This is a genomic window from Streptomyces sp. NPDC048277 (assembly GCF_040652235.1).
GTDB lineage: Bacteria > Actinomycetota > Actinomycetes > Streptomycetales > Streptomycetaceae > Streptomyces.
In genome coordinates, this window is the sequence record NZ_JBEZLQ010000002.1 from 456,948 (window position 1) to 481,765 (window position 24,818).

The following is a 24,818-nucleotide window of genomic DNA, read 5'->3' on the forward strand; positions in this document are numbered from 1 at the left end:
CTCAGAGCCGCCCGGCCTCCACGATCCGCCGCAGGAAGCGCCGGGTGCGCTCCTGCTGCGGGTCGCCGAACACCTGATCGGCGGTACCGCGTTCCAGGACGACACCGCCGTCCAGGAAGCAGACCTGGTCGGCGACGTCGCGGGCGAAGCCCATCTCGTGCGTCGCCAGCACCATCGTCATGCCCTCGTCCTTCAGGTCACGGACCACGGTGAGCACCTCGCCCACCAGTTCCGGGTCGAGGGCGGCGGTGATCTCGTCGAGCAGCAGCAGCCGGGGCCGTACGGCCAGAGCGCGCACGATCGCCACACGCTGCTGCTGGCCGCCGCTCAGCCGGTCGGGATAGGCGCCCGCCTTGGCACCCAGCCCGAGGCGCTCCAGGAGCTCCCTGGCCCGCTCCTCGGCCTCCGCGCGGGAGACGTCGTGCACCCGGCGCGGCGCCAGCGTGATGTTGTCCAGCACGGTCATGTGCGGGAAGAGGTTGTACGCCTGGAAGACCACGCCGATACGGCGGCGCACCGCGTCCTGGTCGGCGCGCGGGTCGGTGATCTCCTCGCCGTCCAGCCAGATCGCGCCGTCGTCGATCTCCTCGAGGAGGTTGGCGCAGCGCAGCAGCGTCGACTTCCCGGACCCCGAGGCGCCGATCAGCGCGGTCACCGTGTGCGGGGCGAGCTCCAGGTCGACGTCCCGCAGGACGACCGAGTCGCCGAAGGTCTTGCGGACGGACTCCATGCGCAGGACGGGCGCGTCGCTCATATGGATCCTCCCTGGGCCCGCTGACGGTCCATCCGGGCCGTCACCCAGTCCGTGAAGCGGGTCATCGGGATGGTCAGGGCCACGAAGACCAGCCCGGCGACGATGTACGGCGTGTAGTTGAGGCTGCGCTGGGCGATGATGTCGGCCGCCCGTACGGCATCGATCGCGCCGCCGATCGACACGAGCCCGGTGTCCTTCTGCAGCGACACCAGGTCGTTCAGCAGCGGCGGCACCTGACGGCGTACGGCCTGGGGGAGCACCACGTACCGCAGCGCCTGCCGGTTGGTCAGCCCCAGCGAGCGGGCCGCGGCGCGCTGCGAGGGGTGCACGGACTCGATGCCCGCGCGGAACACCTCGGCGACGTACGCGGAGTACGTCAGCGTCAGCGCTGTTCCGCCCAGCAGTACGGGATCGACGGTCACGCCCTGGAGGCGCAGCGCGGGTACCCCGAAGACCACGATCATCAGGTTGATGATCAGCGGCAGACCGCGGAAGAAGTCCGTGTACGCCGCCGCCAGTGCCCGCAGGGGGAAGAACACCGGCCCCGGCAGCGTGCGGGCGATGGCGATCAGCATGCCGAGGACGAGCACCAGCACGCCGCAGATCAGCAGCAGCCGGACGTTGAGCCACAGTCCTTCGAGCACCTTGGGGAACGCCTCGCGCGCGTACTGCCCGTCGAAGAAGGTCTCCTTGGTGCGCTCCCAGCCCGGCGCGCTGACCACGACCACGTACAGGACGACGGCCGTGACCAGGGTCGACAGCGCGGCGATCGCGGTCGCCCGACGGGCGCGGGCACGCTTGTAGCGCTCCCGCTCCAGCCGCCGTTCGGAGGGGCTGTAACCGTCGGCGCCCGCGGGGGTGCCGACGGGCATGTCGCCCTTGTCGTCCGTGCCCTCCTGGCCGGACTCGTCCTTGGCGACCGTCACTTGAGCACCGGAGCGTCGACGGCGTCCGACAGCCACTGCTTCTCCAGCTTGGCCAGGGTGCCGTCCTTGCGCAGGGCGTCCACGGCCGAGGACACGCAGGACGTGAGGCCACTGCCCTTGTCCAGGACGAGCCCGAACTGCTCGGGCGTGTCGCCCTGGTTCTCGAACTGGCCGACGATCTCGGCGTTCGTCACCTGGGCGGCGGTGATGTAGAAGGCGGTCGGCAGGTCGACGACGATGGCGTCCACCTGGCCGTTCTTGAGCGCCGACACGGCCTGGTCGTTCTTGGAGAACGCGGCCGCCTCCTGCGACGGCTTCACCACGTCGCTGATGTAGTTCAGGCTCGTCGTGCCGACCTGGGCGCCCAGCTTGAGCCCCTTGAGGCCGGCGATGCTCGTCGCCTTCGCGGCCTTGCTGCCCTTGAGCGCGACGACCGCCTGGCGCACGTCGTAGTAGCCGGACGAGAAGTCCACGGCCTTCTTGCGCTCGGTGCTGATGGACACCTGGTTGATGTCGAAGTCGAAGGTCTTCACGCCGGGCGCGAACGCCTTGTTGAACGGCACGCTCTGCCAGACGACCGCGCTCTTGTCGTACCCGAGCTGCTTCGCCACGGCGTAGGCGACCGCCGACTCGAAGCCCTTGCCATTGGCCGGCTTGTCGTCCTTGAACCACGGCTCGTACGCCGGTTCGTCCGTCGCGATCGTCAGCTTGCCGGAGGTCTGGGTGGCCAACTTGCCCTTGGCGCAGGTGGTTCCGGCCGTCGAGGAGGACGTGCCGGACGCCTTCTCGTCCGGCTGGGGAGCACAGCCGACAGCGGTGGCGAGCAGGGCTATGGTGGCGGCGGCGACAGCGCGACGCAGCGCGCTCGGGGCGAGGTGCATGGCGGGAGAGTGACAGCGAACGCCGCGTTTGTCCAGGTCAAAGGGGTATTTGTCCGCATGCTGGGAACGGGTGTTGCGGTCTTGTGAACGTTGCCCGCTGCGCGGTGGACGCGCCGGGGCCGCCGGCCGAGGGCGGGGATTGATGACCGGCGGCCCGTACCGCGCAGGAGCCGTCATCCTGTGCGGGGCTACTCCCAGTTGACCGCGCAACAACGCGCGCGGGGAGCGTGCGCTGGGCTCCGGCGTGTGCGAACTCTTCACACGGGGCGCGCGATGAGACTCCGCGGGGCGTACGAGGCTTGCGCGCCGGGCGCGTGTGAAGTGGTGTGCGCCGGGCGTGCGTTGGGGTTCGTGAGCGGGGCGTGAGCGCGGGATGCGCGGCCTGCGGGCGCGCTCACGTCCAAGGGTGCGCGCCCTCGTGCCCATGCCCAGGCGCGCACCCCACTCTCACCATCCGCGCGCGTGCCACTCCGGAAGGTGCGGGCGCTCCGTGCCCAGCGTGGTGTCGTTGCCGTGCCCCGGGTACACCCAGGTCTCGTCCGGCAGGGCGTCGAAGATCTTCGTCTCGACGTCGTGGATCAGGCTCGCGAAGGCCTTCGGGTCTTTGAACGTGTTGCCGACACCGCCGGGGAAGAGGCAGTCCCCGGTGAAGACGTGCGGATGGCCGTGCGGGTCGTCGTAGACCAGCGCGATGGAGCCGGGGGTGTGGCCGACCAGATGGCGGGCGGTCAGCTCCACGCGGCCGACCCGGATGACGTCGCCGTCGTCGACGGGGACGTCGATGGTGACCGGGATGCCGGGGGCGTCCTCGCGGCCCGCGTAGGTCCGCGCGCCGGTGGCGGCGACGACCTCGGCCAGCGCCTGCCAGTGGTCGCCGTGCTGGTGCGTGGTGACGACGGACGCGATGCCGTCGTCACCGATCATGCCCAGCAGGGTCTCCGCGTCGTTGGCCGCGTCGATCAGCAACTGCTCGTCCGTGGCGCGGCAGCGCAGCAGATAGGCGTTGTTGTCCATCGGCCCGACCGCGATCTTGGTGATCATCAGGTCCTTGAGCTCGTGCACGTCCGCCGGTCCGCCGACCGTCACCTCTCCGCTGTACGTCATGACGGTCAGCCTATAGCGGGCAGTGGCCGACGAGGTGCCGTGCGGTACAGAGGTGCCGTGCGCTACAGCGGAGGGAGCGCGGGCAGGGTGCCGCCCGTCACCGTCAGGGCCGAGCCGTCACGGCGGCCGGAGAGCCAGCCCAGCAGATCCGCCGGCCCGCCGGTGACGGTGAGCTCCGCCTCGGGGGCCTCCTGTCCGGTGCGCCACGCGCGCGTGCCGTCCGTGATCCGTGTCGCCGGGACGTCGGGGTGCGCGAGGAAGCGATGCGCGAGGAAGTCGATCTCCCGCTCCGTGAACTCCTCCGGAAGATCCTCCAGCTCGTACCCGGTCCCGAGGTCGACATGGTGCAGCTCGACCTCGGCCCAGCGCCGGAACGGCACCTGCGCCGCCGAGTCGGTGACCCCGTTGCGCAGTTCCACCGTGCGTGTCCAGTCCGCCGGCTCGGCGCCCCGGGCCCGGAAGCGAGCGTCGCATGCGCGCAGGTCGGCGACCTGGGCGTCGAGTGGCCGCGGCGCGTCCCGCTCGATGTCGGCGTCGCGGGCCTCGGCGGAGGCGTACATGGGGCGCCCGTCGAGGACGTTCGTCAGCGCGTCCGCGTTGCGGGCGAGGTGCGCGAGGACATGGCCGACCGTCCAGCCGGGCAGCCGTGACGGTCGCGCGACGGACGCGTTGTCCAGTGGGGCGACTGCGGTGAGGAGTCGCTCCGTCGCTTCCTGCACAGATGCCAGGTCATGAGCGTGATCAATCATGGCGCTGACACTAGCCCTGCCACTCCTTCGGGTGAAGGTTTCGCACCAGCTCCGTAAATCGAATGCGCGTGCTATATCGTCGGTGGCGGCGTCGGGCATGCTGGATGGCCCGGGATTGTTTACCCATCCAGGAATCCGACCGGCGTTGTCAGTGGCTCCCCCTAGTCTGAAGAAGCACGGGGCCCTGCCCCTGTCACTTCTCTCAAGAAAGGTGCGGACCGGCTGTGGCCGACCGTCTCATCGTCCGTGGCGCGCGCGAGCACAACCTGAAGAATGTCTCGCTCGACCTGCCTCGTGACTCGCTCATCGTCTTCACGGGCCTGTCCGGGTCGGGCAAGTCCTCCCTTGCCTTCGACACGATCTTCGCCGAGGGCCAGCGTCGCTACGTGGAGTCGCTCTCCTCGTACGCCCGCCAGTTCCTCGGGCAGATGGACAAGCCGGACGTGGACTTCATCGAGGGCCTGTCCCCGGCGGTGTCCATCGACCAGAAGTCGACCTCGCGCAACCCGCGCTCGACGGTCGGCACCATCACCGAGGTCTACGACTACCTGCGGCTGCTCTTCGCGCGCATCGGCAAGCCGCACTGCCCCCAGTGCGGCCGCCCGATCTCGCGCCAGTCGCCGCAGGCCATCGTCGACAAGGTCCTGGAGCTTCCGGAGGGGAGCCGCTTCCAGGTGCTGTCGCCGCTGGTGCGCGAGCGCAAGGGCGAGTTCGTCGACCTCTTCGCCGACCTCCAGACCAAGGGCTACAGCCGCGCGCGCGTGGACGGCGAGACCGTCCAGCTCTCCGACCCGCCGACGCTGAAGAAGCAGGAGAAGCACACCATCGAGGTGGTCATCGACCGTCTCACGGTGAAGGAGTCCGCCAAGCGCCGCCTCACCGACTCCGTGGAGACCGCGCTCGGCCTGTCCGGCGGCATGGTCGTGCTCGACTTCGTCGACCTCCCCGAGGGCGACCCCGAGCGCGAGCGCATGTACTCGGAGCACCTGTACTGCCCGTACGACGACCTGTCCTTCGAGGAGCTCGAGCCCCGCTCCTTCTCCTTCAACTCGCCCTTCGGCGCCTGCCCCGAGTGCACCGGCATCGGCACGCGCATGGAGGTCGACCCGGAGCTGATCGTCCCGGACGAGGACAAGTCCCTCGACGAGGGCGCCATCCACCCCTGGTCGCACGGGCACACCAAGGACTACTTCGGCCGTCTGATCGGCGCCCTTGCCGACGCGCTGGGCTTCCGCACCGACATCCCCTTCGCCGGCCTGCCGCAGCGCGCCAAGAAGGCCCTGCTCTACGGCCACAAGACGCAGATCGAGGTCCGCTACCGCAACCGGTACGGCCGCGAGCGCGTGTACACCACGCCCTTCGAGGGCGCCGTGCCGTTCGTCAAGCGCCGGCACAGCGAGGCCGAGAGCGACGCCAGCCGTGAGCGCTTCGAGGGCTATATGCGCGAGGTGCCCTGCCCGACCTGTGAGGGCACGCGCCTGAAGCCGATCGTCCTCGCGGTCACGATCATGGACAAGTCGATCGCCGAGGTCTCGGCGATGTCCATCAGCGACTGCGCCGACTTCCTGGGCGAGCTCAAGCTCAACGCGCGCGACAAGAAGATCGCCGAGCGTGTGCTCAAGGAGGTCAACGAGCGGCTGAAGTTCCTGGTCGACGTCGGCCTGGACTACCTCTCGCTGAACCGCGCGGCCGGCACCCTCTCCGGCGGCGAGGCCCAGCGCATCCGCCTGGCCACCCAGATCGGCTCCGGTCTCGTCGGCGTCCTGTACGTCCTCGACGAGCCGTCGATCGGCCTGCACCAGCGCGACAACCACCGGCTCATCGAGACCCTGGTCCGGCTGCGCGACATGGGCAACACGCTCATCGTCGTCGAGCACGACGAGGACACCATCAAGGTCGCCGACTGGGTCGTCGACATCGGCCCCGGCGCCGGCGAGCACGGCGGCAAGGTCGTGCACAGCGGCTCCCTCAAGGAACTGCTCGCCAACGACGAGTCGCAGACCGGCCAGTACCTGTCCGGCAAGAAGTCGATCCCGCTGCCCGACATCCGCCGCCCCCAGGACCCGTCCCGTCGGCTCACCGTGCACGGCGCCCGCGAGAACAACCTCCAGGACATCGACGTGTCCTTCCCGCTCGGCGTGTTCACGGCCGTCACGGGTGTGTCCGGCTCCGGCAAGTCGACGCTGGTCAACGACATCCTGTACACGCACCTCGCCCGTGAGCTGAACGGCGCGCGGAACGTCCCCGGCAGGCACACGCGTGTGGACGGCGACGACCTCGTCGACAAGGTCGTGCACGTCGACCAGTCGCCCATCGGCCGCACCCCGCGGTCCAACCCGGCTACGTACACGGGCGTCTTCGACCACATCCGCAAGCTGTTCGCCGAGACCACCGAGGCGAAGGTCCGCGGCTACCTGCCGGGCCGCTTCTCCTTCAACGTCAAGGGCGGCCGCTGCGAGAACTGCGCGGGCGACGGCACGATCAAGATCGAGATGAACTTCCTCCCGGACGTCTACGTCCCGTGCGAGGTCTGCCACGGCGCCCGCTACAACCGGGAGACCCTGGAGGTCCACTACAAGGGCAAGTCCATCTCCGAGGTCCTGAACATGCCGATCGAGGAGGCCACGTCGTTCTTCGAGGCGGTCCCCTCGATCGCCCGCCACCTCAACACGCTGAAGGACGTCGGCCTCGGCTACGTCCGCCTCGGTCAGTCCGCGACCACCCTGTCCGGCGGCGAGGCTCAGCGCGTGAAGCTCGCCAGCGAACTGCAGAAGCGCTCCACCGGACGCACGGTCTACGTCCTCGACGAGCCGACCACCGGTCTGCACTTCGAGGACATCAGCAAGCTGCTGAAGGTCCTCGCCGGCCTCGTCGACAAGGGCAACACGGTCATCGTCATCGAGCACAACCTCGACGTGATCAAGACCGCGGACTGGGTCGTCGACATGGGTCCCGAAGGCGGCGCCGGTGGCGGACTCGTCGTCGCGGAGGGCACGCCCGAGGAGGTCGCCGGCGTCCCGACCAGCCACACCGGCAAGTTCCTGCGCGAGATCCTCGGCGCCGACCGCGTCAGCGACGCCAGTTCGGTGAAGGCCCCGCGCAAGACGGCGGCGAAGAAGACGGTCGCGGCCACGTCGACCGCGAAGAAGACGGCGACCGCCAGTACCGCCAACAACGCGGCCACGAAGAAGGCGGCCGGGGTCACCAAGAAGGCGGCGCCCGCGAAGAAGACGACGCGGGCCCCCAAGGCCTGAGGCCACCGGGCCACGGGCTCGGACAAATCCAGAAAAGTGCGGCGCCTCGCGGGAACTTTCCGCGAGGCGCCGCTCGTTGCACAGTCAGCCGCCCGATCTCTGCGGCCACGACGAACCTTGACTCCTCAACAGCGGAATCAGCGGCACCGGTCAATCGGCGACAGAGAGCCGAACATCCCTTATATGTCCCCGAGTTCGGAGGCGTACGGCGGCTCCGCACCCGCCCGGGAGCAGGTGATCGCGGCTGCCCGCGCCGCGAATCGCAACAGCCTCGTCCAGCCGTCGGCGCCCAGTCCCAGGAGCGCTTCGGCGGACAGGGTGTCCTGGGCGGCCAGGCCGTGCAGCAGAGCCGCGTTCACGGTGTCACCCGCACCGATCGTGTCCACGACGTCGACCTTCTCACCGGGGACGGCGTACACGGTGCCGTCGCGGGTGAAGGCGCTGAGGCCGTCGCCGCCATGGGTGATCACGACGGCCGAGGGACCCGACGCCAGCCATTCGCGCGGGGTTCCGCCCAGCCACAGCGCGTCCTCCTCCGAGAGCTTGAGGAGAGTCACCGAGGGCAGCCAGCTCTTGAAGCGCGCCCGGTAGGCGTTCGGGTCCGGAATCAGACCTGCCCGGATGTTCGGGTCGAGGGCGGTGAACAGGCCCTGCCCGGCCGCGCTGCGCATCAACTCCTCGTAGGCGCTCGCCCCCGGCTCCAGGGCGAGCGAGAGCGTGCCGAAGGAGACGGCACGTGTCGTGGCGGGGAGGTCGGCGGGTGCCGCGAACAGACGGTCGGCGGTGCCGTCGACGTAGAAAGAGTAGGAGGCGGAGCCGTGCGGGTCGATCGTGGCAACCGCCAGGGTGGTCGGCTCCGTGCCGCGCTCCACGAGGGACACATCCACATTCGCCCGTCGCAGCCCGTCCAGCAGCGCCTCGCCGAAGGCGTCGTGCGAGGTACGGGAGCAGAACGTGGTGGGAGAGCCGAGGCGGCCGAGGGCCACGGCCGTGTTGTACGGGCCGCCGCCGAGCGCCGGCTGCAGCGGCGCGAGGGCGCCCGTGCCCTGCGGTACCAGGTCGATCAGTGCCTCACCGGCGACGACGATCACGAGAGGGTTCCTTTCTCGGGGTGCTCGGGATGTCCGGAGCGGGGGACCCGCTGGGAGTGTGCGGACTGCTGAGGGGACCGTGCCGACGAGGCCTGCGCGGACTGCCGGCCAGCCTCACCCGACCGGTCCCGCGTGGCCGCGTCGGCCCCGCCGTCCTCCTCCCGGCACCCGCACGACGTCCGGTGCGCGAGGGTGCACGGGAGCCGTACGGTCCGGGCGGGCCGGTCGGGTGAGGCCAGCCGTTCGAGGAGCACCCGGACCGCCTCGGCGCCGATCTCCTTGCTGGGCTGGGCGACAGCGGTGAGCCGGGGGGAGAACAGGTCGGCCCAGGCGAAGTCGTCGAAGCAGCACAGGGCGATGTCGTGCGGCACGGAGAAGCCGTGTGTGCGCAGGGCGCGAAGGGCGCCGATGGTCATCGCGTTGTTGGCGGTGACGAGCGCCGTGGGCGGGACGGCGAGCGACATCAGGGCGGCGGTGGCCTGCTCGGCGCGCGCGGACTCGGAGTTGCCGGAGACGACCAGGTTCTCGTCGAAGGGCAGCCCGGTGGCGGCGAGCCCCTGCCGGTAGCCGGTGATCCGCTCGCTCGTCGTGCTCAGCCCGGGCAGCCCCGCGACCAGGCCGATCCTGTGGTGCCCGAGACCGGCGAGGTGAGTGACGAGCCGGGCCATCGGTTCGGTGTTCTCGGCGCAGACCTGGTCGAAGCGCGGGGCGGTGTCCGCGCGGCCGTCGAGCACCCGGTCGAGGAGGACGGTCGGCACCGCGTGGCGGTCGAGGTAGGCGAGGAGTTCGCGCGGGTCGGCGGAGGGGGCGACGATCATGCCGTCGACGCGGCGTTCGTGGAGAAGCTGGACGACCTTGCGTTCGTGCTCGGGGTCGTCGTGCGGGTCGGCGATGAGCAGGCCGTAGCCGTGCTCCAGTACGGCGGCCTCGACGCCCTGGAGGATCTCCGTGAAGTACGGGTTGCTGATGGCCGACACCGCGAGCCCGATGGAGCGGGTGCGAGAGGTCACCAGGGAGCGGGCGAGGGTGTTGGGGGTGTAGCCCAGCTCCTCGATGGCGTCGAGCACGGCCTGACGGGTGTGGGGCAGCACCGGACGGGTCTCGTTGAGCACATGGGAGACGGTCGCCACGGAGACTCCGGCACTCCGAGCCACGTCGGCCATGGTGGGCATGGGCTCCCCTTCTCTCCTTCTCCGCTTCCCGCCCGGGCAGGGTTCCTCGGCTCCCACGCCAGGTTCGCCGTGGGCCTTCGGCCGGGAAGCTACCTCATTCGCCGACGCCGCGTAAACGCTTACGCAAGCGTTTACGTCCTTTCGGGTCGGCCCTCGCCCGCACCCCGACCCACCCCGAAGCGGGACAGATCCGCCCAGGTATCGTCGCCCTGCACGATCCCGACCCATCTGGAGCCCCGCATGCCCGCCCGACCCTCCGCGAGCCGCCGTACCGTCCTGCGCGGGGCGGCGGTGACACCGGTCGCCGGGCTGGGGCTGGCCGCCTGTTCCGCACCCGACGGTGCGGCCTCGGCGGACGCGACGCCGACCGCGCCGGTCGACCTCGGGGCCGAGAGCGAGCTCACCAAGGGCGACGCCAAGCTCTACCGGGAGCACAACCTCGTCGTCAGCCGGTCCGCAGACGGGGCGCTCAAGGCCTACAGCACCGTCTGCACGCACGCGGGGTGCCCGATCAACAAGCTGCAGGGCACGACGCTGGTCTGCCCCTGTCACGGCAGCGAGTTCGACGCCATGACCGGAAAGGTGGTGCGGTCGCCGGCCACCGAGCCGTTGAACGAGCTGCCGGTCAAGGCCGCGAACGGCCGGATCGTGGCGGGGCCGGGCGCCTGATCAGGGCGGCACGACACGCTGGACCGGATCGCCGCCCACGGGGCCGGTTCAGCGCCGGTTCATTCCCAGTCCCAGCCGATTCCCAGGAGACCCGGCCGCACCCGGGGCTCGACCAGATGGACGGAGCGGTGCAGCCCGCTCAGCGGCAGCGCCTGCCGGCCGCTGCGCGGGGCGGCTGCCGAGTGCTGGGCGAACCGGTGGCAGTGCGTCGGCAGTGCGTCGGTGGCGAAGCGCACCTGGAGGGTGTACTGGCCGCCGGGAAAACCGAAATCGCGGACGTACTCGCGTGAGACACCGGCCGTACCGTCCTCGACGACATAGCGGAAGAGAAAGGTGTCGCCCGAGCGCAGGCGGGTGCCGAAGAGGAGTTCGGCGATGAGGAGGCCGGTCTCCGGGTCCGAACGGAGGCGACCCGTGCGGCAGTTCTCCAGGGCGCGCACGGTCATGTGCTGCGGGGCGCAGCCGGGGTCACCGTGGTGGACGGCCACGAAGCGGTCGATGCCGTCCCGGTGGGCGCGCACGATGTGCTGCGACTCGCGGGCGGCCAGTTCGCGGTGGACGCCGATCCGCACCCGCTCGTGGTGTCCCAGGGTGTGCAGGCCGCCGTCGAGGGACCAGCCGAGCTCGGCCTGCAACCGGTCCTGGACGTCGGAGGCCTCGATCAGCGAGCGGTAGGAGCGGGTCGCGGGGCGGCGCACGGCGGGGTCCTGGTCGGAGTCGGCGAGCAGCCGGATCAGGGACTCGTCCGGGAGCTGGAGGATCTCCTCCAGTGCGCGGACGGCCCGCAGCGACTCCGGGCGCTGCGGGCGGCGGGCCCCCTGCTGCCAGTAACTCAGGCTGGTGACGCCCACCTTGACCCCGTAGCGCGACAGATGGTGCTGCACACGTTGGAGCGGCAGCCCACGGGCGGCGATCGCGGCGCGCAGAGCCACATGGAAGGGGCCGCCGCGCAGGGCCGAGTCCAGTTCCGCGGTGGCGACGTCCGCGTGCTGTATGCCATGCCGCATGCAGGGGCCTTTCTCTCGGGGGGTCAACGGCTGGTCAGGCCGTTGGCGCGGGTTCGGGGCCACCCCGTCGGCGCCGGGGGCGGCCGCACCTGGGTACGCCGCGTCCGCAGGCCGTCGCTCACGGCCCCGAGTTCCCCCGCATTGAAGCGTGTTGACCAATCCCCGACAACACCTTCGTCCGGCCGGGGGCGCCCACCTGGCCGAGGCGTGACCCCGTCGACGGCGGGATCCGGCGGGCGGGGCGGCACCGACGCCGCCCCGGGACCGGAGATCGTTCACGTGGAAGGCGCCGATTTACGGAGGAAGCGGCACAGGGGCCGCCCTGATCGGCTCGACGGCTCCGCCACGGCCACCGACCGGGCCAGCGGCGGTGGCGTGCCCGAACGGCTCGGGATGTTGCCGAGGTGGCCGATTTCAAGGTCCGTAGTCCTGGCGGGCCGCCGGCCGCGGCCCTGGTCACGCCGGAAGCGCGAGGCCCTCGCTCAGACGCCGGACGGCCGCACCGCTGCACGCTTTGGCTGCCGCCTCGGGGCAGGTACCGCTGGTCCCGCGTCCCAGGAGCCCGACCGGTCCGGTGCCCCGGGCGCCCCCTGCCCCGTCGGCTACGCCCAGGAGCCCTCCAGACCCCGCCACCCCCGCCGGGCCCGGCCCCCCGTGTTCCCGGTCACTCACCGGCCTCGTAGGCCCCGCCATCCCCGTCGAGGGTTGTCCACAGGCCCGTCGCGGTGTCGGTGTGCGCCAGTAGGGTGTGAGACATGGCCGACCCCTCCAGCTACCGCCCCAAGCCGGGACAGATCCCGGACTCTCCCGGGGTGTACAGGTTCCGAGACGAGCACCGCCGGGTGATCTACGTCGGAAAGGCGAAGAGCCTGCGCCAGCGCCTGGCGAACTACTTCCAGGACCTGGCGAGCCTGCACCCCCGCACCCGGACGATGGTCACCACCGCCGCGTCCGTGGAGTGGACCGTGGTGTCCACGGAGGTCGAGGCGCTCCAGCTGGAGTACTCCTGGATCAAGGAGTACGACCCCAGGTTCAACGTCAAGTACCGCGACGACAAGAGCTACCCGTACCTCGCGGTGACGATGAACGAGGAGTTCCCGCGCGTCCAGGTGATGCGCGGTCACAAGAAGAAGGGCGTCCGCTACTTCGGGCCATACGGCCACGCGTGGGCGATCCGGGACACCGTCGACCTGCTGCTGCGCGTGTTCCCGGTGCGCACCTGTTCCGCCGGGGTGTTCAAGAACGCCACCCGTACCGGCCGCCCCTGCCTGCTCGGCTACATCGGCAAGTGCTCGGCCCCCTGCGTCGGCCGGATCCCCGCCGAGGAGCACCGCGAACTGGCCGAGGAGTTCTGCGAGTTCATGGCCGGCCGCACCGGCACCTACCTCCGCCGTCTGGAGCACCAGATGATGGAGGCCGCCGAGGAGATGGAGTACGAGCGGGCCGCCCGGCTGCGCGACGACATCGAGGCACTGAAGAAGGCCATGGAGAAGAACGCGGTCGTGCTCGCCGACGCGACCGACGCCGACCTCATCGCCGTCGCCGAGGACGAGCTGGAGGCGGCCGTCCAGATCTTCCATGTGCGCGGTGGGCGCGTCCGCGGCCAGCGCGGCTGGGTCACGGACAAGGTGGAGGAGGTCACCACCGGGGCTCTCGTCGAGCACGCCCTCCAGCAGCTGTACGGCGAGGAGACCGGGGACGCGGTTCCCAAGGAGGTGCTGGTTCCGGCCCTGCCGGAGCCCGTCGAGCCGGTCCAGGAGTGGCTGACCGGCCGCCGCGGGTCGAATGTCTCGCTGCGCATCCCGCAGCGCGGCGACAAGAAGGCCCTGATGGAGACCGTGCAGCGCAACGCCCTGCAGGCACTCGCCCTGCACAAGACCAAGCGCGCCTCCGACCTCACCACCCGCTCGCGCGCGCTGGAGGAGATCGCCGACGCCCTGGACCTGGACAGCGCCCCGCTGCGTATCGAGTGCTACGACATCTCCCACCTCCAGGGCGACGACGTGGTGGCCTCCATGGTCGTCTTCGAGGACGGACTGCAGCGCAAGGGCGAGTACCGCCGCTTCCAGATCAAGGGCTTCGCCGGCCAGGACGACGTGCGCTCCATGCACGAGGTGATCACCCGCCGCTTCCGCCGCTACCTCGCCGACAAGGAGAGGACCGGGGAGTGGGTGGAGGACGACGCCGAAACCACCCTCACGGCGGCCGGAACCTTCCCCGGAACCGGAACCGGAATCGAAGACGGCACCGACACCGGTACCCGCACCAGCACTGGCACCAGCACCGAAAACGGCACCGACGCCGAACCCGGCACCGAACCCGGCACCGAACCCGATACCGAGACCGGCTCGGTCAACGGTTTCAAGGACGAGGACGGCCGGCCCAAGAAGTTCGCGTACCCGCCGCAGCTCGTGGTCGTCGACGGCGGCCGGCCCCAGGTCGCCGCGGCCAAACGGGCGCTCGACGAACTCGGTATCGACGACATCGCCGTCTGCGGCCTGGCCAAGCGCCTCGAAGAGGTCTGGCTGCCCGAGGACGACGACCCCGTGGTCCTGCCCCGCTCCAGCGAGGGTCTGTATCTGCTCCAGCGCGTCCGCGACGAGGCGCACCGCTTCGCCATCACCTACCAGCGCACCAAGCGCGCCAAGCGCTTCCGTTCCGGCCCCCTGGACGAGGTGCCGGGCCTCGGTGAGACCCGCAAACAGGCGTTGATCAAGCATTTCGGCTCGGTGAAGAAGCTGCGGTCCGCCACAATCGAGCAGATTCAGGAAGTCCCCGGGATAGGCCGCAAGACGGCCGAGACCATCGCCGCGGCCCTTGCCCAGGCGGCCCCGGCCGCACCCGCCGTGAACACGGCGACCGGAGAGATCATGGATGACAGGGAAGACGAGGCGCCCGAGACGACGGCGGACGCCTCGGGGGAGCCCGTACCCGCGGGCGCCCCGGACGATCGACGGGGGCAGGAGAGATGACCGAGCACGACGCACAGCACACAGCCCAGCGAGATCCGGCGTTCAGCGAAACGCAGGGCGCGGCCAAGGAAACGCACAACGAGGCGCGCCAGGATCAGCCGCAGCAAGCGGAAGCGGTAGCGGTCCAGGAAAACGGAGCAGAAGTGAGTACGGATGCCAGTCCGGCCGGGGTCCCCGAGGCGGCCATCCCCGAGCTGGTGATCATCTCCGGCATGTCGGGAGCCGGCCGTTCGACGGCGGCCAAGTGTCTGGAGGACCTCGGCTGGTTCGTCGTGGACAACCTCCCGCCGGCCCTCATCCCCACCATGGTCGAGCTGGGCGCCCGTTCCCAGGGGAACGTGGCACGGATCGCGGTCGTCGTCGACGTGCGCGGCCGGCGCTTCTTCGACAACCTGCGCGAGTCCCTCGCCGACCTGGACAGCCGGGGCGTCACCCGCCGGATCGTCTTCCTCGAGTCGTCCGACGACGCCCTGGTCCGGCGCTTCGAGTCGGTGCGCCGCCCGCACCCGCTCCAGGGCGACGGCCGGATCGTCGACGGCATCGCCGCCGAACGCGAGCTGCTGCGGGAGCTGCGGGGCGACGCCGACCTGGTGATCGACACCTCCAGCCTGAACGTGCACGAGCTGCGCGCGAAGATGGACGCGCAGTTCGCCGGCGAGGAGGAGCCCGAGCTGCGGGCGACGGTGATGTCGTTCGGGTTCAAGTACGGCCTGCCGGTCGACGCCGACCTGGTCGCCGACATGCGGTTCCTGCCCAACCCGCACTGGGTGCCGGAGCTGCGCCCGTACACCGGCCTCAACGAAGAGGTGTCGGCGTACGTCTTCAACCAGCCGGGTGCCAAGGAGTTCCTCGACCGGTACGCCGAGCTGCTGCGGCTGATCGCGACCGGGTACCGGCGCGAGGGCAAGCGGTACGTGACCATCGCCATCGGCTGCACGGGTGGTAAGCACCGCTCGGTCGCCGTGTCCGAGAAGCTCGCCGCCCGCCTGGCCGCCGAGGGAGTGGAGACCGTAGTCGTGCACCGGGACATGGGGCGCGAGTGACCGGACGTTCTGCACGGCTGGGCAGGCTGCGCCGGGTGGTGCCCGAGACCCGCGCGGGCCGTCCCGTCGAGGCCCGTGGCGCCCGGCCGCGCCGCCGCGGCGCTCAGCCCAAGGTGGTCGCCCTGGGCGGCGGCATGGGCCTGTCCGCCTCGCTCGCCGCACTGCGCCGGATCACCGGCGATCTCACCGCCGTGGTCACCGTGGCCGACGACGGCGGCTCCAGCGGGCGCCTGCGCGACGAGTTGGGTGTGCTGCCGCCCGGCGACCTGCGCAAGGCGCTCGCCGCGCTGTGCGGCGACGACGACTGGGGCCAGACCTGGGCCCGGGTCATCCAGCACCGCTTCCACTCCAAGGGCGACCTGCACGACCACGCGGTCGGCAATCTGCTGATCGTCGCGCTGTGGGAACAGCTCGGCGACCATGTCCAGGCCCTGGACCTGGTCGGCAAGCTGCTCGGCGCGCACGGGCGGGTGCTGCCCATGTCCGCGGTGCCGCTGGAGCTGCAGGCCCTGGTCAAGGGGCATGACCCCGAGCGGCCGGAGGAGGTGGACATCGTCCGGGGGCAGGCCACCGTGGCGCTCACCCCCGGCGAGGTGCAGTCCGTGCATCTGGTGCCGCACGACCCGCCGGCGGTGCCGGAGGCGGTCGCCGCCGTGCTGGACGCGGACTGGGTGGTGCTCGGCCCGGGGTCCTGGTTCTCCTCGGTGATCCCGCATCTGCTCGTCCCCGAGCTGTTCGACGCGCTCAACGAGACCAAGGCGCGTAAGGTCCTGTCCCTGAACCTGGCACCCCAGCCGGGAGAAACCGAAGGCTTCTCCCCGCAGCGTCATTTGGAGGTTTTGGGGCGACACGCCCCTAAACTCGCCCTGGACGTGGTGCTGGCCGACGAGGCCGCCGTGCCCGACCGCGACTCGCTCACGGAGGCCGCCAAGCGGTTCGGAGCCGCGGTCGAGCTGGGCCCCGTGGCCCGGACCGACGGTTCACCCCGGCATGACCCGGAGCTGTTGGCCGCCGCGTACGACCGTATTTTTCGGATGCATGGAAGGATCGGCCCATGGCGATGACGGCAGCGGTGAAGGACGAGATCTCCCGGCTACCCGTCACCCGGACCTGCTGCCGGAAGGCTGAGGTCTCCGCCATTCTGCGGTTCGCGGGCGGCCTCCATCTGGTGAGCGGGCGCATCGTGATCGAGGCGGAGCTGGACACCGCGATGGCGGCCCGGCGCCTCAAGCGGGACATCCTGGAGATCTTCGGCCACAGCTCCGAGCTGATCGTGATGGCACCGGGCGGGCTGCGCCGCGGCTCGCGCTACGTGGTGCGCGTGGTGGCCGGCGGCGACCAGCTGGCTCGCCAGACCGGCCTCGTGGACGGGCGGGGCCGCCCGATCCGGGGTCTGCCCCCGCAGGTGGTCTCCGGGGCCACCTGTGACGCGGAGGCGGCCTGGCGCGGCGCGTTCCTCGCACACGGCTCGCTGACCGAGCCCGGCCGTTCCTCCTCCCTGGAGGTGACCTGCCCGGGCCCGGAGGCCGCGCTCGCCCTGGTCGGCGCGGCGCGCCGGCTGTCCATCGCGGCGAAGGCCCGCGAGGTGCGCGGCGTTGACCGGGTGGTCGTCCGTGACGGTGACGCGATCGGCGCCCTGCTGACCCGCCTCGGCGCGCACGAGTCGGTGCTGGCCTGGGAGGAGCGCCGGATGCGCCGCGAGGTCCGCGCCACCGCGAACCGCCTCGCCAACTTCGACGACGCCAACCTGCGCCGTTCCGCACGCGCGGCCGTCGCCGCCGGTGCCCGCGTGCAGCGTGCCCTGGAGATCCTCGCCGACGAGGTCCCCGAGCACCTCGCGGCGGCCGGCCGGCTGCGCATGGAGCACAAGCAGGCCTCCCTGGAGGAGCTGGGCGCGCTCGCCGACCCGCCGCTCACCAAGGACGCCGTCGCCGGCCGGATCCGCCGCCTGCTCGCCATGGCCGACAAGCGCGCCTCGGACCTGGGCATCCCGGGCACCGAGGCCAACCTCTCCGAGGAGCTGGCGGACAACCTCGCGGGCTGAGCAGGGCTGAGCCCGGCTCAGCCCTGCTGAGTCGACGTCAATTCGCCGGTACGGACGACCCGATCGGTCGTCCGCACCGGCGTTTGCGCGTTCATGGGCTCCCCATGGCATACGTGTGAATTGCCCATGTGTTGTCCGTGAGTCGCCCTTGACTCGATCATCGAGTGTCATGAGCCTGGCATGGGTTCGCCGCCGTGGCGGACCACTGCTAGGGGGGTACATGAGACACAGAGCGAGATCGATCCTCGCTGTCGTCGCGCTCCTGATCGGCGGAGCCGGCCTCGCACCCGTGGCCCAGGCACAGACCGGCGGTTCACCCAAGCCCGGCCCCGACGAGGTCAAGGTCTACCGCGCCGACGTCACCAAGAAGCAGATTCCCCTGCTGCTCAAGGCCGGCCAGGACGGCCATGAACTCGGCGGCCAGGTCGCCGGGTCCGGGAAGTCGGAAGTCGAGCTCTACCTCACCGACCAGCAGGCGAAGACGTTGCGGAAGCAGGGCGTCGGCCTCACCGAGCACACACTCTCGGCCAGGGCCGAGGCGCGCGTCGAGGGCGCCGCGCAGGGCGTGTTCCGCCCGTACGGCGGAAGCGGCGGGCTGGAGGCGGAGATCCTCGCGACCGCGCAGGCCAACCCCGGTCTCACCAAGGTCGAGTCCATCGGCAGGACGATCGACGGCCAGGACATTCTCGCGCTCAAACTGACCAAGGGCGCGAAGAAGTCGAAGGACGGCTCCAAGCCCTCCGTGCTGTACGTGTCCAACCAGCACGCGCGTGAGTGGATCACACCGGAGATGACCCGCCGGCTGATGCACTACTACCTGGACAACTACAGCAGCGACAAACGCATCAAGAAGATCGTCGACTCGACCGAGCTGTGGTTCGTGCTCTCGGCCAACCCCGACGGCTACGACTACACCTTCCAGAACTCCGGCACCCGTCTGTGGCGCAAGAACCTGCGGGACGTCAACGGCGACGGTGTCATCTCCACCGGCGACGGCGTCGACCTCAACCGCAACTTCGGCTACAAGTGGGGCTACGACGACGAGGGGTCGTCCCCGAGCCCCACCAGTGAGACGTACCGCGGCGCGAGCCCCGAGTCCGAGCCCGAGACCAGGGCGCTGGACGACTTCGAGAAGCGGATCGGGTTCACGTACGGCATCAACTACCACTCCGCCGCCGAACTGCTGCTCTACGGCGTCGGCTGGCAGGTGGCCACCCCGACCCCGGACGACGTCCTCTACAAGGCGCTCGCCGGCACCCCGGACAACCCGGCGATCCCCGGCTACCACTCGCAGGTCTCCTCGGAGCTGTACACCACCAACGGCGAGGCGGACGGCCACGCGTCCAACGTCAACGGCATGGCGATGTTCACCCCCGAGATGTCGACCTGCCAGACCGCGTCGAACATCGATCCGAACGACGCCTGGAACGCCGCCGACTGCCAGTCGGTCTTCAACTTCCCGGACGACGAGAAGCTGATCCAGGACGAGTTCGAGAAGAACGTCCCGTTCGCGCTCTCCGTCGCCGAGACCGCCGCCCACCCCGACCGGCCGGTCTCCTCGGTCGGACTGAGCGCCGCCGACTTCACCCCGGCCACGTTCACCACGTCGTACTCGCGCGGCGCCGACCAGGAGGTCTCCGTCGTCGTACGGAAGGCGGTGCGCGACAAGGAGCTCAAGTACCGCGTCAACGGCGGCCGTACGCACGATGTGGCGCTCAAGCCCTGGAAGGGCGGCGAGACCTACGGCGGTCACGACAACCTCTACTTCGACGAGTACCGGGCCAAGGTGAAGGACGGCGACCCGGGCGACAAGGTCGAGGTGTGGTTCACGGGGAGGACGAAGAGCGGCAATAAGGTCGCCGGTTCGCACTTCACCTACACCGTCGCCCGGCGCGCCACGGCGGACACGCTCGTCGTCGCCGAGGAGGGCGTGCAGGCCACCCAGGCGCAGACCTACGTCGACGCGCTGAAGGCGGCCGGGCACAAGGCGGTCGTCTGGGACGTCGCCACCCAGGGGGCGCCCGACGCGCTCGGTGTGCTGAAGCACTTCAGGACCGTCGTCCACTACTCCGGTACGAACGGCCCCGGCAACGACACCCAGCTCCAGCTGCGCGCCTACCTCAACGAGGGCGGCAAGCTGATCGAGGCGGGCGAACTGGCCGGCGGCAGCGTCGACCTCGGTGACGGCACCCCGTCCAACGACTTCAGCCAGTACTACCTGGGCGCCTACTCCCGTACGTCGACCCCGGGGGCCACCGGCTTCACCGGATCCGGCGCGCTGGAGGGCTTCACCGGGGCCCTGAGCGGTACCGCCGCCAACCCGCTCGACAAGGCCGGGACCTACGCCGTCACCTCGGACGAGCTGCCCACGAGCACTTACCCGCAGTTCGCCAGCGCGGGCGCGGGCCGGTTCGCCGGGACCGTCGATCCGTACGGGCCGTACACCGGTTCGTACATGGCGGCGGCCGTCCACACCGACGACGCCTACAAGCGCCTCACCCGCACCATCGATCTCACCGGTGTCAGCGCCGCCGCCAAGCCGACCCTCAGTACCAAGCTGCTGTGGGACACCGAGCCGGGCTACGACCACGCGGTCGTCGAGGTGCACACCACCGGCGCCGACGACTGGACGACCCTCCCCGAGGCGGGCGGCGCCACCAGCAGCGCCGTACCGAGCGAGTGCGGGGCCGGCTTCCTGATCGCCGAGCACCCGTGGCTCAAGCACTACCTCACGATCGCCGACGGCCAGTGCGCCGCGACCGGCACCAGCGGGTCCTGGAGCAGCCTCACCGGCAGCTCCAGCGGGTGGCAGTCGGTGAACTTCGACCTGAGCGCGTACGCCGGGAAGTCGGTCGAGGTCTCCCTCGCCTACATCACCGACCCGAGCACCGGCGGCCATGGCGTCCTCGCCGACGACACCTCGCTCGTGATCGGCGGCACGGCCACCGAGACCGAGGGCTTCGAGACCTCCCTGGGTCCCTGGAGCGTCACCGGACCGCCCGCGGGCAGCCCGGCCGTCCTCAAGGACTGGGCGCGCACCGGAGCCCTGTTCCAGACGTACGGAGCGGTCACCACCGACGACACCGTGCTGCTCGGTTTCGGCCTGGAGCAGGTCGGCTCCGCGGCCGATCGTGCCGCTCTGGTGAAGAAGGCGTTGACGGCACTCGACAGATGATGCGGACGGCGCTCGAAAGATGACATGAACGGCACTCGACAAGTGAGCCGACCCGCTCACGAACGAGTGAAAGCGCGGTAAAAACGGGTCGATATAACGCCGCAAAACGGTTCAACTCGGCCCGCGATCCGAGGTGGTCCGTACCCCTACTGGCGGGTACGGGCCGCCTCGCCGTGTATGGGGCATCTGGATGTCACCAGGGGAGCCTCAGGGAGGTAGGGTCGTGGGTGGTCGGGGACATCCCAAATACAGCTCGCCGGCACCGCATGGCCGGCGTACCAACGAGGAGATCGGTTCGTGACGATCCGCGTAGGCATCAACGGCTTCGGTCGTATCGGTCGCAACTACTTCCGCGCGCTGCTGGAGCAGGGCGCTGACATCGAGATCGTGGCTGTCAATGACCTGGGTGACACCGCGACCACCGCGCACCTGCTGAAGTACGACACGATCCTGGGCCGCCTCAAGGCCGAGGTGTCGCACACCGCCGACACGATCACCGTCGACGGCCACACCATCAAGGTGCTGTCCGAGCGCAACCCCGCCGACATCCCCTGGGGCGAGCTGGGCGTCGACATCGTCATCGAGTCGACCGGCATCTTCACGAAGAAGGCCGACGCCGAGAAGCACATCGCCGGCGGCGCCAAGAAGGTCCTCATCTCGGCTCCGGCCACCGACGAGGACATCACCATCGTGATGGGCGTCAACCAGGACAAGTACGACGCGGCCAGCCACCACGTCATCTCCAACGCCTCCTGCACCACCAACTGTGTGGCGCCGATGGCGAAGGTCCTCGACGAGAACTTCGGCATCGTCAAGGGTCTGATGACGACGGTGCACGCGTACACCAACGACCAGCGCATCCTGGACTTCCCGCACAAGGACCTGCGTCGCGCCCGCGCCGCCGCCGAGAACATCATCCCGACCACCACCGGTGCCGCCAAGGCCACCGCCCTGGTCCTGCCGCAGCTCAAGGGCAAGCTGGACGGCATCGCCATGCGCGTCCCGGTCCCGACCGGCTCGGTCACCGACCTGGTCGTCGAGCTCGGCCGCGAGGTCACCAAGGAAGAGGTCAACGCCGCCTTCCAGAAGGCCGCCGAGGGCGAGCTCAAGGGCCTCCTCGAGTACACCGAGGACGCGATCGTCTCCTCCGACATCGTCAACGAGCCGGCCTCCTGCACCTTCGACTCGTCCCTGACCATGGTCCAGGACGGCAAGAACGTGAAGGTCATCGGCTGGTACGACAACGAGTGGGGCTACTCGAACCGCCTCGTCGACCTCACGGTCTTCGTCGGCAACCAGCTCTGATCTGCGGAGCAGGCACCTCGATGCGGTAGCAGGGCTCGGGCAGCGCACGGTCGCGCTGTCCGAGCCCTGACGCGCGTAAGGATCGACCCGACGGCGTCCGGTCCTCGACCCGACGTCATACGGTGCGGTCAGCCCCCGTACGATCAAGAGCCCTCCTGGAGGAGTCCCCAACCATGAAGACGATCGACGAACTCCTCGCCGAAGGAGTCGACGGCAAGCGGGTCTTCGTCCGCGCCGACCTCAACGTGCCGATGGCCGACGGTCTCATCACCGACGACGGCCGCATCCGCGCCGTCCTGCCGACCGTCAAGGCCCTCGCCGACGCGGGCGCCAAGGTGGTCGTCGCCTCCCACCTGGGCCGCCCCAAGGGTGCCCCGGACCCGAAGTTCTCCCTGCTCCAGGCCGCCGAGCGGCTCGCCGAACTCCTCGGCGCCCCGGTCGCGTTCGCGCAGGACACCGTCGGCCCCGCCGCCCACGACGCCGTCAACGGCCTCCAGCCCGGCCAGGTCGCCGTCATCGAGAACCTGCGCTTCAACGCCGGTGAGACCGCGAAGGACGACACCGAGCGCGGCGAGTTCGCCGATCAGCTCGCCGCCCTCGCGGACGTCTACGTCGGCGACGGCTTCGGCGCCGTGCACCGCAAGCACGCCTCCGTCTACGACCTGCCGGCCCGGCTGCCGCACTACGCCGGCCACCTCATCGCCACCGAGGTCGGCGTCCTCAAGCAGCTCACCGAGGACGTCCAGCGGCCCTACGTCGTCGCCCTCGGCGGCGCCAAGGTCTCCGACAAGCTCGCCGTCATCGACGAGCTGCTCGGCAAGGCCGACCGCCTGCTCATCGGCGGCGGCATGGCGTACACGTTCCTGAAGGCCAAGGGCTACGAGATCGGCAGCTCCCTCCTCCAGGAGGACCAGCTCGCCACGGTCGCCGAGTACATCGAGCGCGCCGAGAAGACGGGCGTCGAGCTCGTCCTGCCCGTCGACGCCCTCGTCGCTCCCGAGTTCCCGGACCTGTCCGCCAAGACTCCGGCCAACCCCGCCACGGTCGCCGCGGACGCCATGCCGGCCGGCCAGATGGGTCTCGACATCGGCCCCGAGAGCGGCAAGCTGTACGCCGCGAAGCTCGCCGACGCCCGGACCGTCTTCTGGAACGGCCCGATGGGTGTCTTCGAGCACCCCGACTACGCCGAGGGCACCAGGGCGGTCGCCCAGGCTCTCGTCGAGTCCGAGGGCTTCACCGTCGTCGGCGGCGGTGACTCCGCCGCCGCCGTGCGCATCCTCGGCTTCGACGAGAACGCGTTCGGACACATCTCGACCGGAGGCGGCGCCTCCCTCGAATACCTCGAGGGCAAGACGCTCCCCGGCCTCGCCGCACTGGAGGACTGACCCCGCATGACCACTCGCACGCCGATCATGGCGGGCAACTGGAAGATGAACCTCAACCACCTCGAGGCCATCGCGCACGTCCAGAAGCTCGCCTTCGCCCTGGCCGACAAGGACTACGAGGCCGTCGAGGTCGCCGTCCTGCCGCCCTTCACCGACCTGCGCTCCGTGCAGACCCTGGTCGACGGCGACAAGCTCAAGATCAAGTACGGTGCCCAGGACATCTCGGCACACGACTCCGGGGCCTACACCGGCGAGATCTCCGGCCCGATGCTGGCCAAGCTGAAGTGCACGTACGTGGTCGTCGGCCACTCCGAGCGCCGCCAGTACCACAACGAGACGGACGACGTCGTCAACGCCAAGGTCAAGGCCGCCTACAAGCACGGCCTGACCCCGATCCTGTGCGTCGGCGAGGAGCTCCACGTCCGCGAGGCCGGCAACCACGTCAGCCACACCCTCGCCCAGGTCGAGGGCGGGCTGAAGGACCTCACGGCCGAGCAGGCCGAGACCATCGTGATCGCCTACGAGCCCGTCTGGGCCATCGGCACCGGCAAGGTCTGCGGTGCCGGGGACGCCCAGGAGGTGTGCGCCGCGATCCGTGCCAAGATCGCCGAGCTGTACAGCCAGGAGCTGGCCGACCAGGTCCGCATCCAGTACGGCGGCTCCGTCAAGGCCGGCAACGTCGCCGAGATCATGGCGCAGGCCGACATCGACGGCGCCCTCGTCGGCGGCGCCTCGCTGGACGCCGACGAGTTCGTCAAGATCGTGCGCTTCCGCGATCAGTGAGCACACCGGTGAGTAGGCGGTAGCGGCGATCCGTCGTACCCTTGCGGGGCCGAGGCTGTTATCCGGAGCGTGAAGCTTCAAACAGTCCCCGGCCCCGCAGTCCATCCGTATCCGAGGAAGTTGGTCCAGCCGTGGTTTTGGGGTTCTCGATCGCCCTGATCGTCTTCAGCCTGCTGCTGATGCTGCTGGTGCTGATGCACAAGGGCAAGGGCGGCGGCCTCTCCGACATGTTCGGTGGCGGCATGCAGTCCTCCGTCGGCGGCTCCTCGGTCGCCGAGCGCAACCTGGACCGGATCACCGTGGTGATCGGTCTGCTGTGGTTCGCGTGCATCATCGTCCTCGGCATGCTGATGAAGACGAACAGCTGATCCGCGACTCGCACACACGCACATTCCGCACGTAAGGCCCCATGTTCGGTACGCGCACCTGAGCGCGGCCTATCATGGGGCTTGCGTCTAGGTGCGGGGGCGGTAACTCCCACCACTGGACGCGCGTTGGGCCTTA

The 24,818-nt window shown here is 70.1% G+C and carries 19 protein-coding genes; 11 read left to right on the forward strand and 8 right to left on the reverse strand.

The features are described 5' to 3' along the window. Position 1: 1 nt before the first annotated feature. From AB0D85_RS06750 to AB0D85_RS06770, 5 genes are all read right to left on the reverse strand, one after another. Entirely contained in the window at positions 2–754 is a 753-nt protein-coding gene (locus AB0D85_RS06750; protein WP_362314606.1) for an amino acid ABC transporter ATP-binding protein, read from the reverse strand. Continuing rightward, positions 751–1,680: an amino acid ABC transporter permease gene (locus AB0D85_RS06755; protein ID WP_362314610.1), complete on the reverse strand. Its 930-nt coding sequence runs from the start codon at positions 1,678–1,680 to the stop codon at positions 751–753. Before AB0D85_RS06755 ends, AB0D85_RS06750 begins: the two co-directional genes overlap by 4 nt. Next, entirely contained in the window at positions 1,677–2,561 is an 885-nt protein-coding gene (locus AB0D85_RS06760) for an ABC transporter substrate-binding protein (protein ID WP_362314613.1), read from the reverse strand. Before AB0D85_RS06760 ends, AB0D85_RS06755 begins: the two co-directional genes overlap by 4 nt. A gap of 447 nt (positions 2,562–3,008) precedes the next feature. Beyond that, on the reverse strand, positions 3,009–3,665 hold the full coding sequence (locus AB0D85_RS06765; RefSeq protein WP_362314616.1) for an MBL fold metallo-hydrolase: 657 nt from the start codon (positions 3,663–3,665) through the stop codon (positions 3,009–3,011). A 62-nt stretch (positions 3,666–3,727) separates the two neighbouring features. Continuing rightward, on the reverse strand, positions 3,728–4,414 hold the full coding sequence (locus tag AB0D85_RS06770) for a maleylpyruvate isomerase family mycothiol-dependent enzyme (protein ID WP_362314618.1): 687 nt from the start codon (positions 4,412–4,414) through the stop codon (positions 3,728–3,730). A 224-nt stretch (positions 4,415–4,638) separates the two neighbouring features. Between AB0D85_RS06770 and uvrA the strand changes: the two genes are divergently transcribed. Continuing rightward, complete coding sequence (uvrA, locus tag AB0D85_RS06775) at positions 4,639–7,668, forward strand: excinuclease ABC subunit UvrA (protein ID WP_362314621.1); 3,030 nt, start codon at positions 4,639–4,641, stop codon at positions 7,666–7,668. Positions 7,669–7,847: 179 nt separating this feature from the next. Here the strand turns inward: uvrA and AB0D85_RS06780 are convergent, their stop codons facing one another. After that, positions 7,848–8,759 carry a carbohydrate kinase gene (locus AB0D85_RS06780; protein WP_362314624.1) on the reverse strand — a complete coding sequence of 304 codons (912 nt, stop codon included), beginning with the start codon at positions 8,757–8,759 and terminating at the stop codon, positions 7,848–7,850. Then, positions 8,756–9,931: a LacI family DNA-binding transcriptional regulator gene (locus AB0D85_RS06785; protein ID WP_362314627.1), complete on the reverse strand. Its 1,176-nt coding sequence runs from the start codon at positions 9,929–9,931 to the stop codon at positions 8,756–8,758. The genes AB0D85_RS06780 and AB0D85_RS06785 overlap by 4 nt, the downstream gene beginning before the upstream one ends. A 240-nt stretch (positions 9,932–10,171) precedes the next feature. On the opposite strand from AB0D85_RS06785, the gene AB0D85_RS06790 reads away from it, so the two are divergent. Further along, on the forward strand, positions 10,172–10,600 hold the full coding sequence (locus tag AB0D85_RS06790; protein WP_362314630.1) for a Rieske (2Fe-2S) protein: 429 nt from the start codon (positions 10,172–10,174) through the stop codon (positions 10,598–10,600). Positions 10,601–10,659: 59 nt separating this feature from the next. Here the strand turns inward: AB0D85_RS06790 and AB0D85_RS06795 are convergent, their stop codons facing one another. Further along, positions 10,660–11,607 (reverse strand): hypothetical protein, encoded by a 948-nt coding sequence (locus AB0D85_RS06795; protein WP_362314633.1) that lies wholly within the window; start codon positions 11,605–11,607, stop codon positions 10,660–10,662. Positions 11,608–12,362: 755 nt separating this feature from the next. On the opposite strand from AB0D85_RS06795, the gene uvrC reads away from it, so the two are divergent. The 9 genes from uvrC (at position 12,363) to secG (ending at position 24,682) form a co-directional block, all read left to right on the forward strand. Continuing rightward, positions 12,363–14,579 carry an excinuclease ABC subunit UvrC gene (gene uvrC, locus AB0D85_RS06800; protein ID WP_362314636.1) on the forward strand — a complete coding sequence of 739 codons (2,217 nt, stop codon included), beginning with the start codon at positions 12,363–12,365 and terminating at the stop codon, positions 14,577–14,579. Further along, positions 14,576–15,622: an RNase adapter RapZ gene (gene rapZ, locus AB0D85_RS06805; protein WP_362314639.1), complete on the forward strand. Its 1,047-nt coding sequence runs from the start codon at positions 14,576–14,578 to the stop codon at positions 15,620–15,622. Before uvrC ends, rapZ begins: the two co-directional genes overlap by 4 nt. Beyond that, complete coding sequence (yvcK, locus tag AB0D85_RS06810) at positions 15,619–16,686, forward strand: uridine diphosphate-N-acetylglucosamine-binding protein YvcK (protein ID WP_362314642.1); 1,068 nt, start codon at positions 15,619–15,621, stop codon at positions 16,684–16,686. Before rapZ ends, yvcK begins: the two co-directional genes overlap by 4 nt. Beyond that, a complete protein-coding gene (whiA, locus tag AB0D85_RS06815; protein WP_089100932.1) occupies positions 16,677–17,666 on the forward strand; it encodes a DNA-binding protein WhiA in 990 nt (329 codons plus the stop codon). The genes yvcK and whiA overlap by 10 nt, the downstream gene beginning before the upstream one ends. Positions 17,667–17,886: 220 nt before the next feature. Next, complete coding sequence (locus AB0D85_RS06820; RefSeq protein ID WP_362314646.1) at positions 17,887–20,841, forward strand: M14 family zinc carboxypeptidase; 2,955 nt, start codon at positions 17,887–17,889, stop codon at positions 20,839–20,841. Positions 20,842–21,138: 297 nt separating this feature from the next. Further along, positions 21,139–22,146 carry a type I glyceraldehyde-3-phosphate dehydrogenase gene (gene gap, locus AB0D85_RS06825; protein ID WP_362314649.1) on the forward strand — a complete coding sequence of 336 codons (1,008 nt, stop codon included), beginning with the start codon at positions 21,139–21,141 and terminating at the stop codon, positions 22,144–22,146. A 173-nt stretch (positions 22,147–22,319) separates the two neighbouring features. Continuing rightward, a complete protein-coding gene (locus AB0D85_RS06830) occupies positions 22,320–23,531 on the forward strand; it encodes a phosphoglycerate kinase (RefSeq protein WP_362314651.1) in 1,212 nt (403 codons plus the stop codon). 6 nt (positions 23,532–23,537) lie between these two features. Further along, entirely contained in the window at positions 23,538–24,314 is a 777-nt protein-coding gene (gene tpiA / locus AB0D85_RS06835) for a triose-phosphate isomerase (RefSeq protein ID WP_362314654.1), read from the forward strand. A gap of 137 nt (positions 24,315–24,451) precedes the next feature. After that, positions 24,452–24,682 carry a preprotein translocase subunit SecG gene (gene secG / locus AB0D85_RS06840; protein ID WP_046733461.1) on the forward strand — a complete coding sequence of 77 codons (231 nt, stop codon included), beginning with the start codon at positions 24,452–24,454 and terminating at the stop codon, positions 24,680–24,682. Positions 24,683–24,818 lie beyond the last annotated feature (136 nt).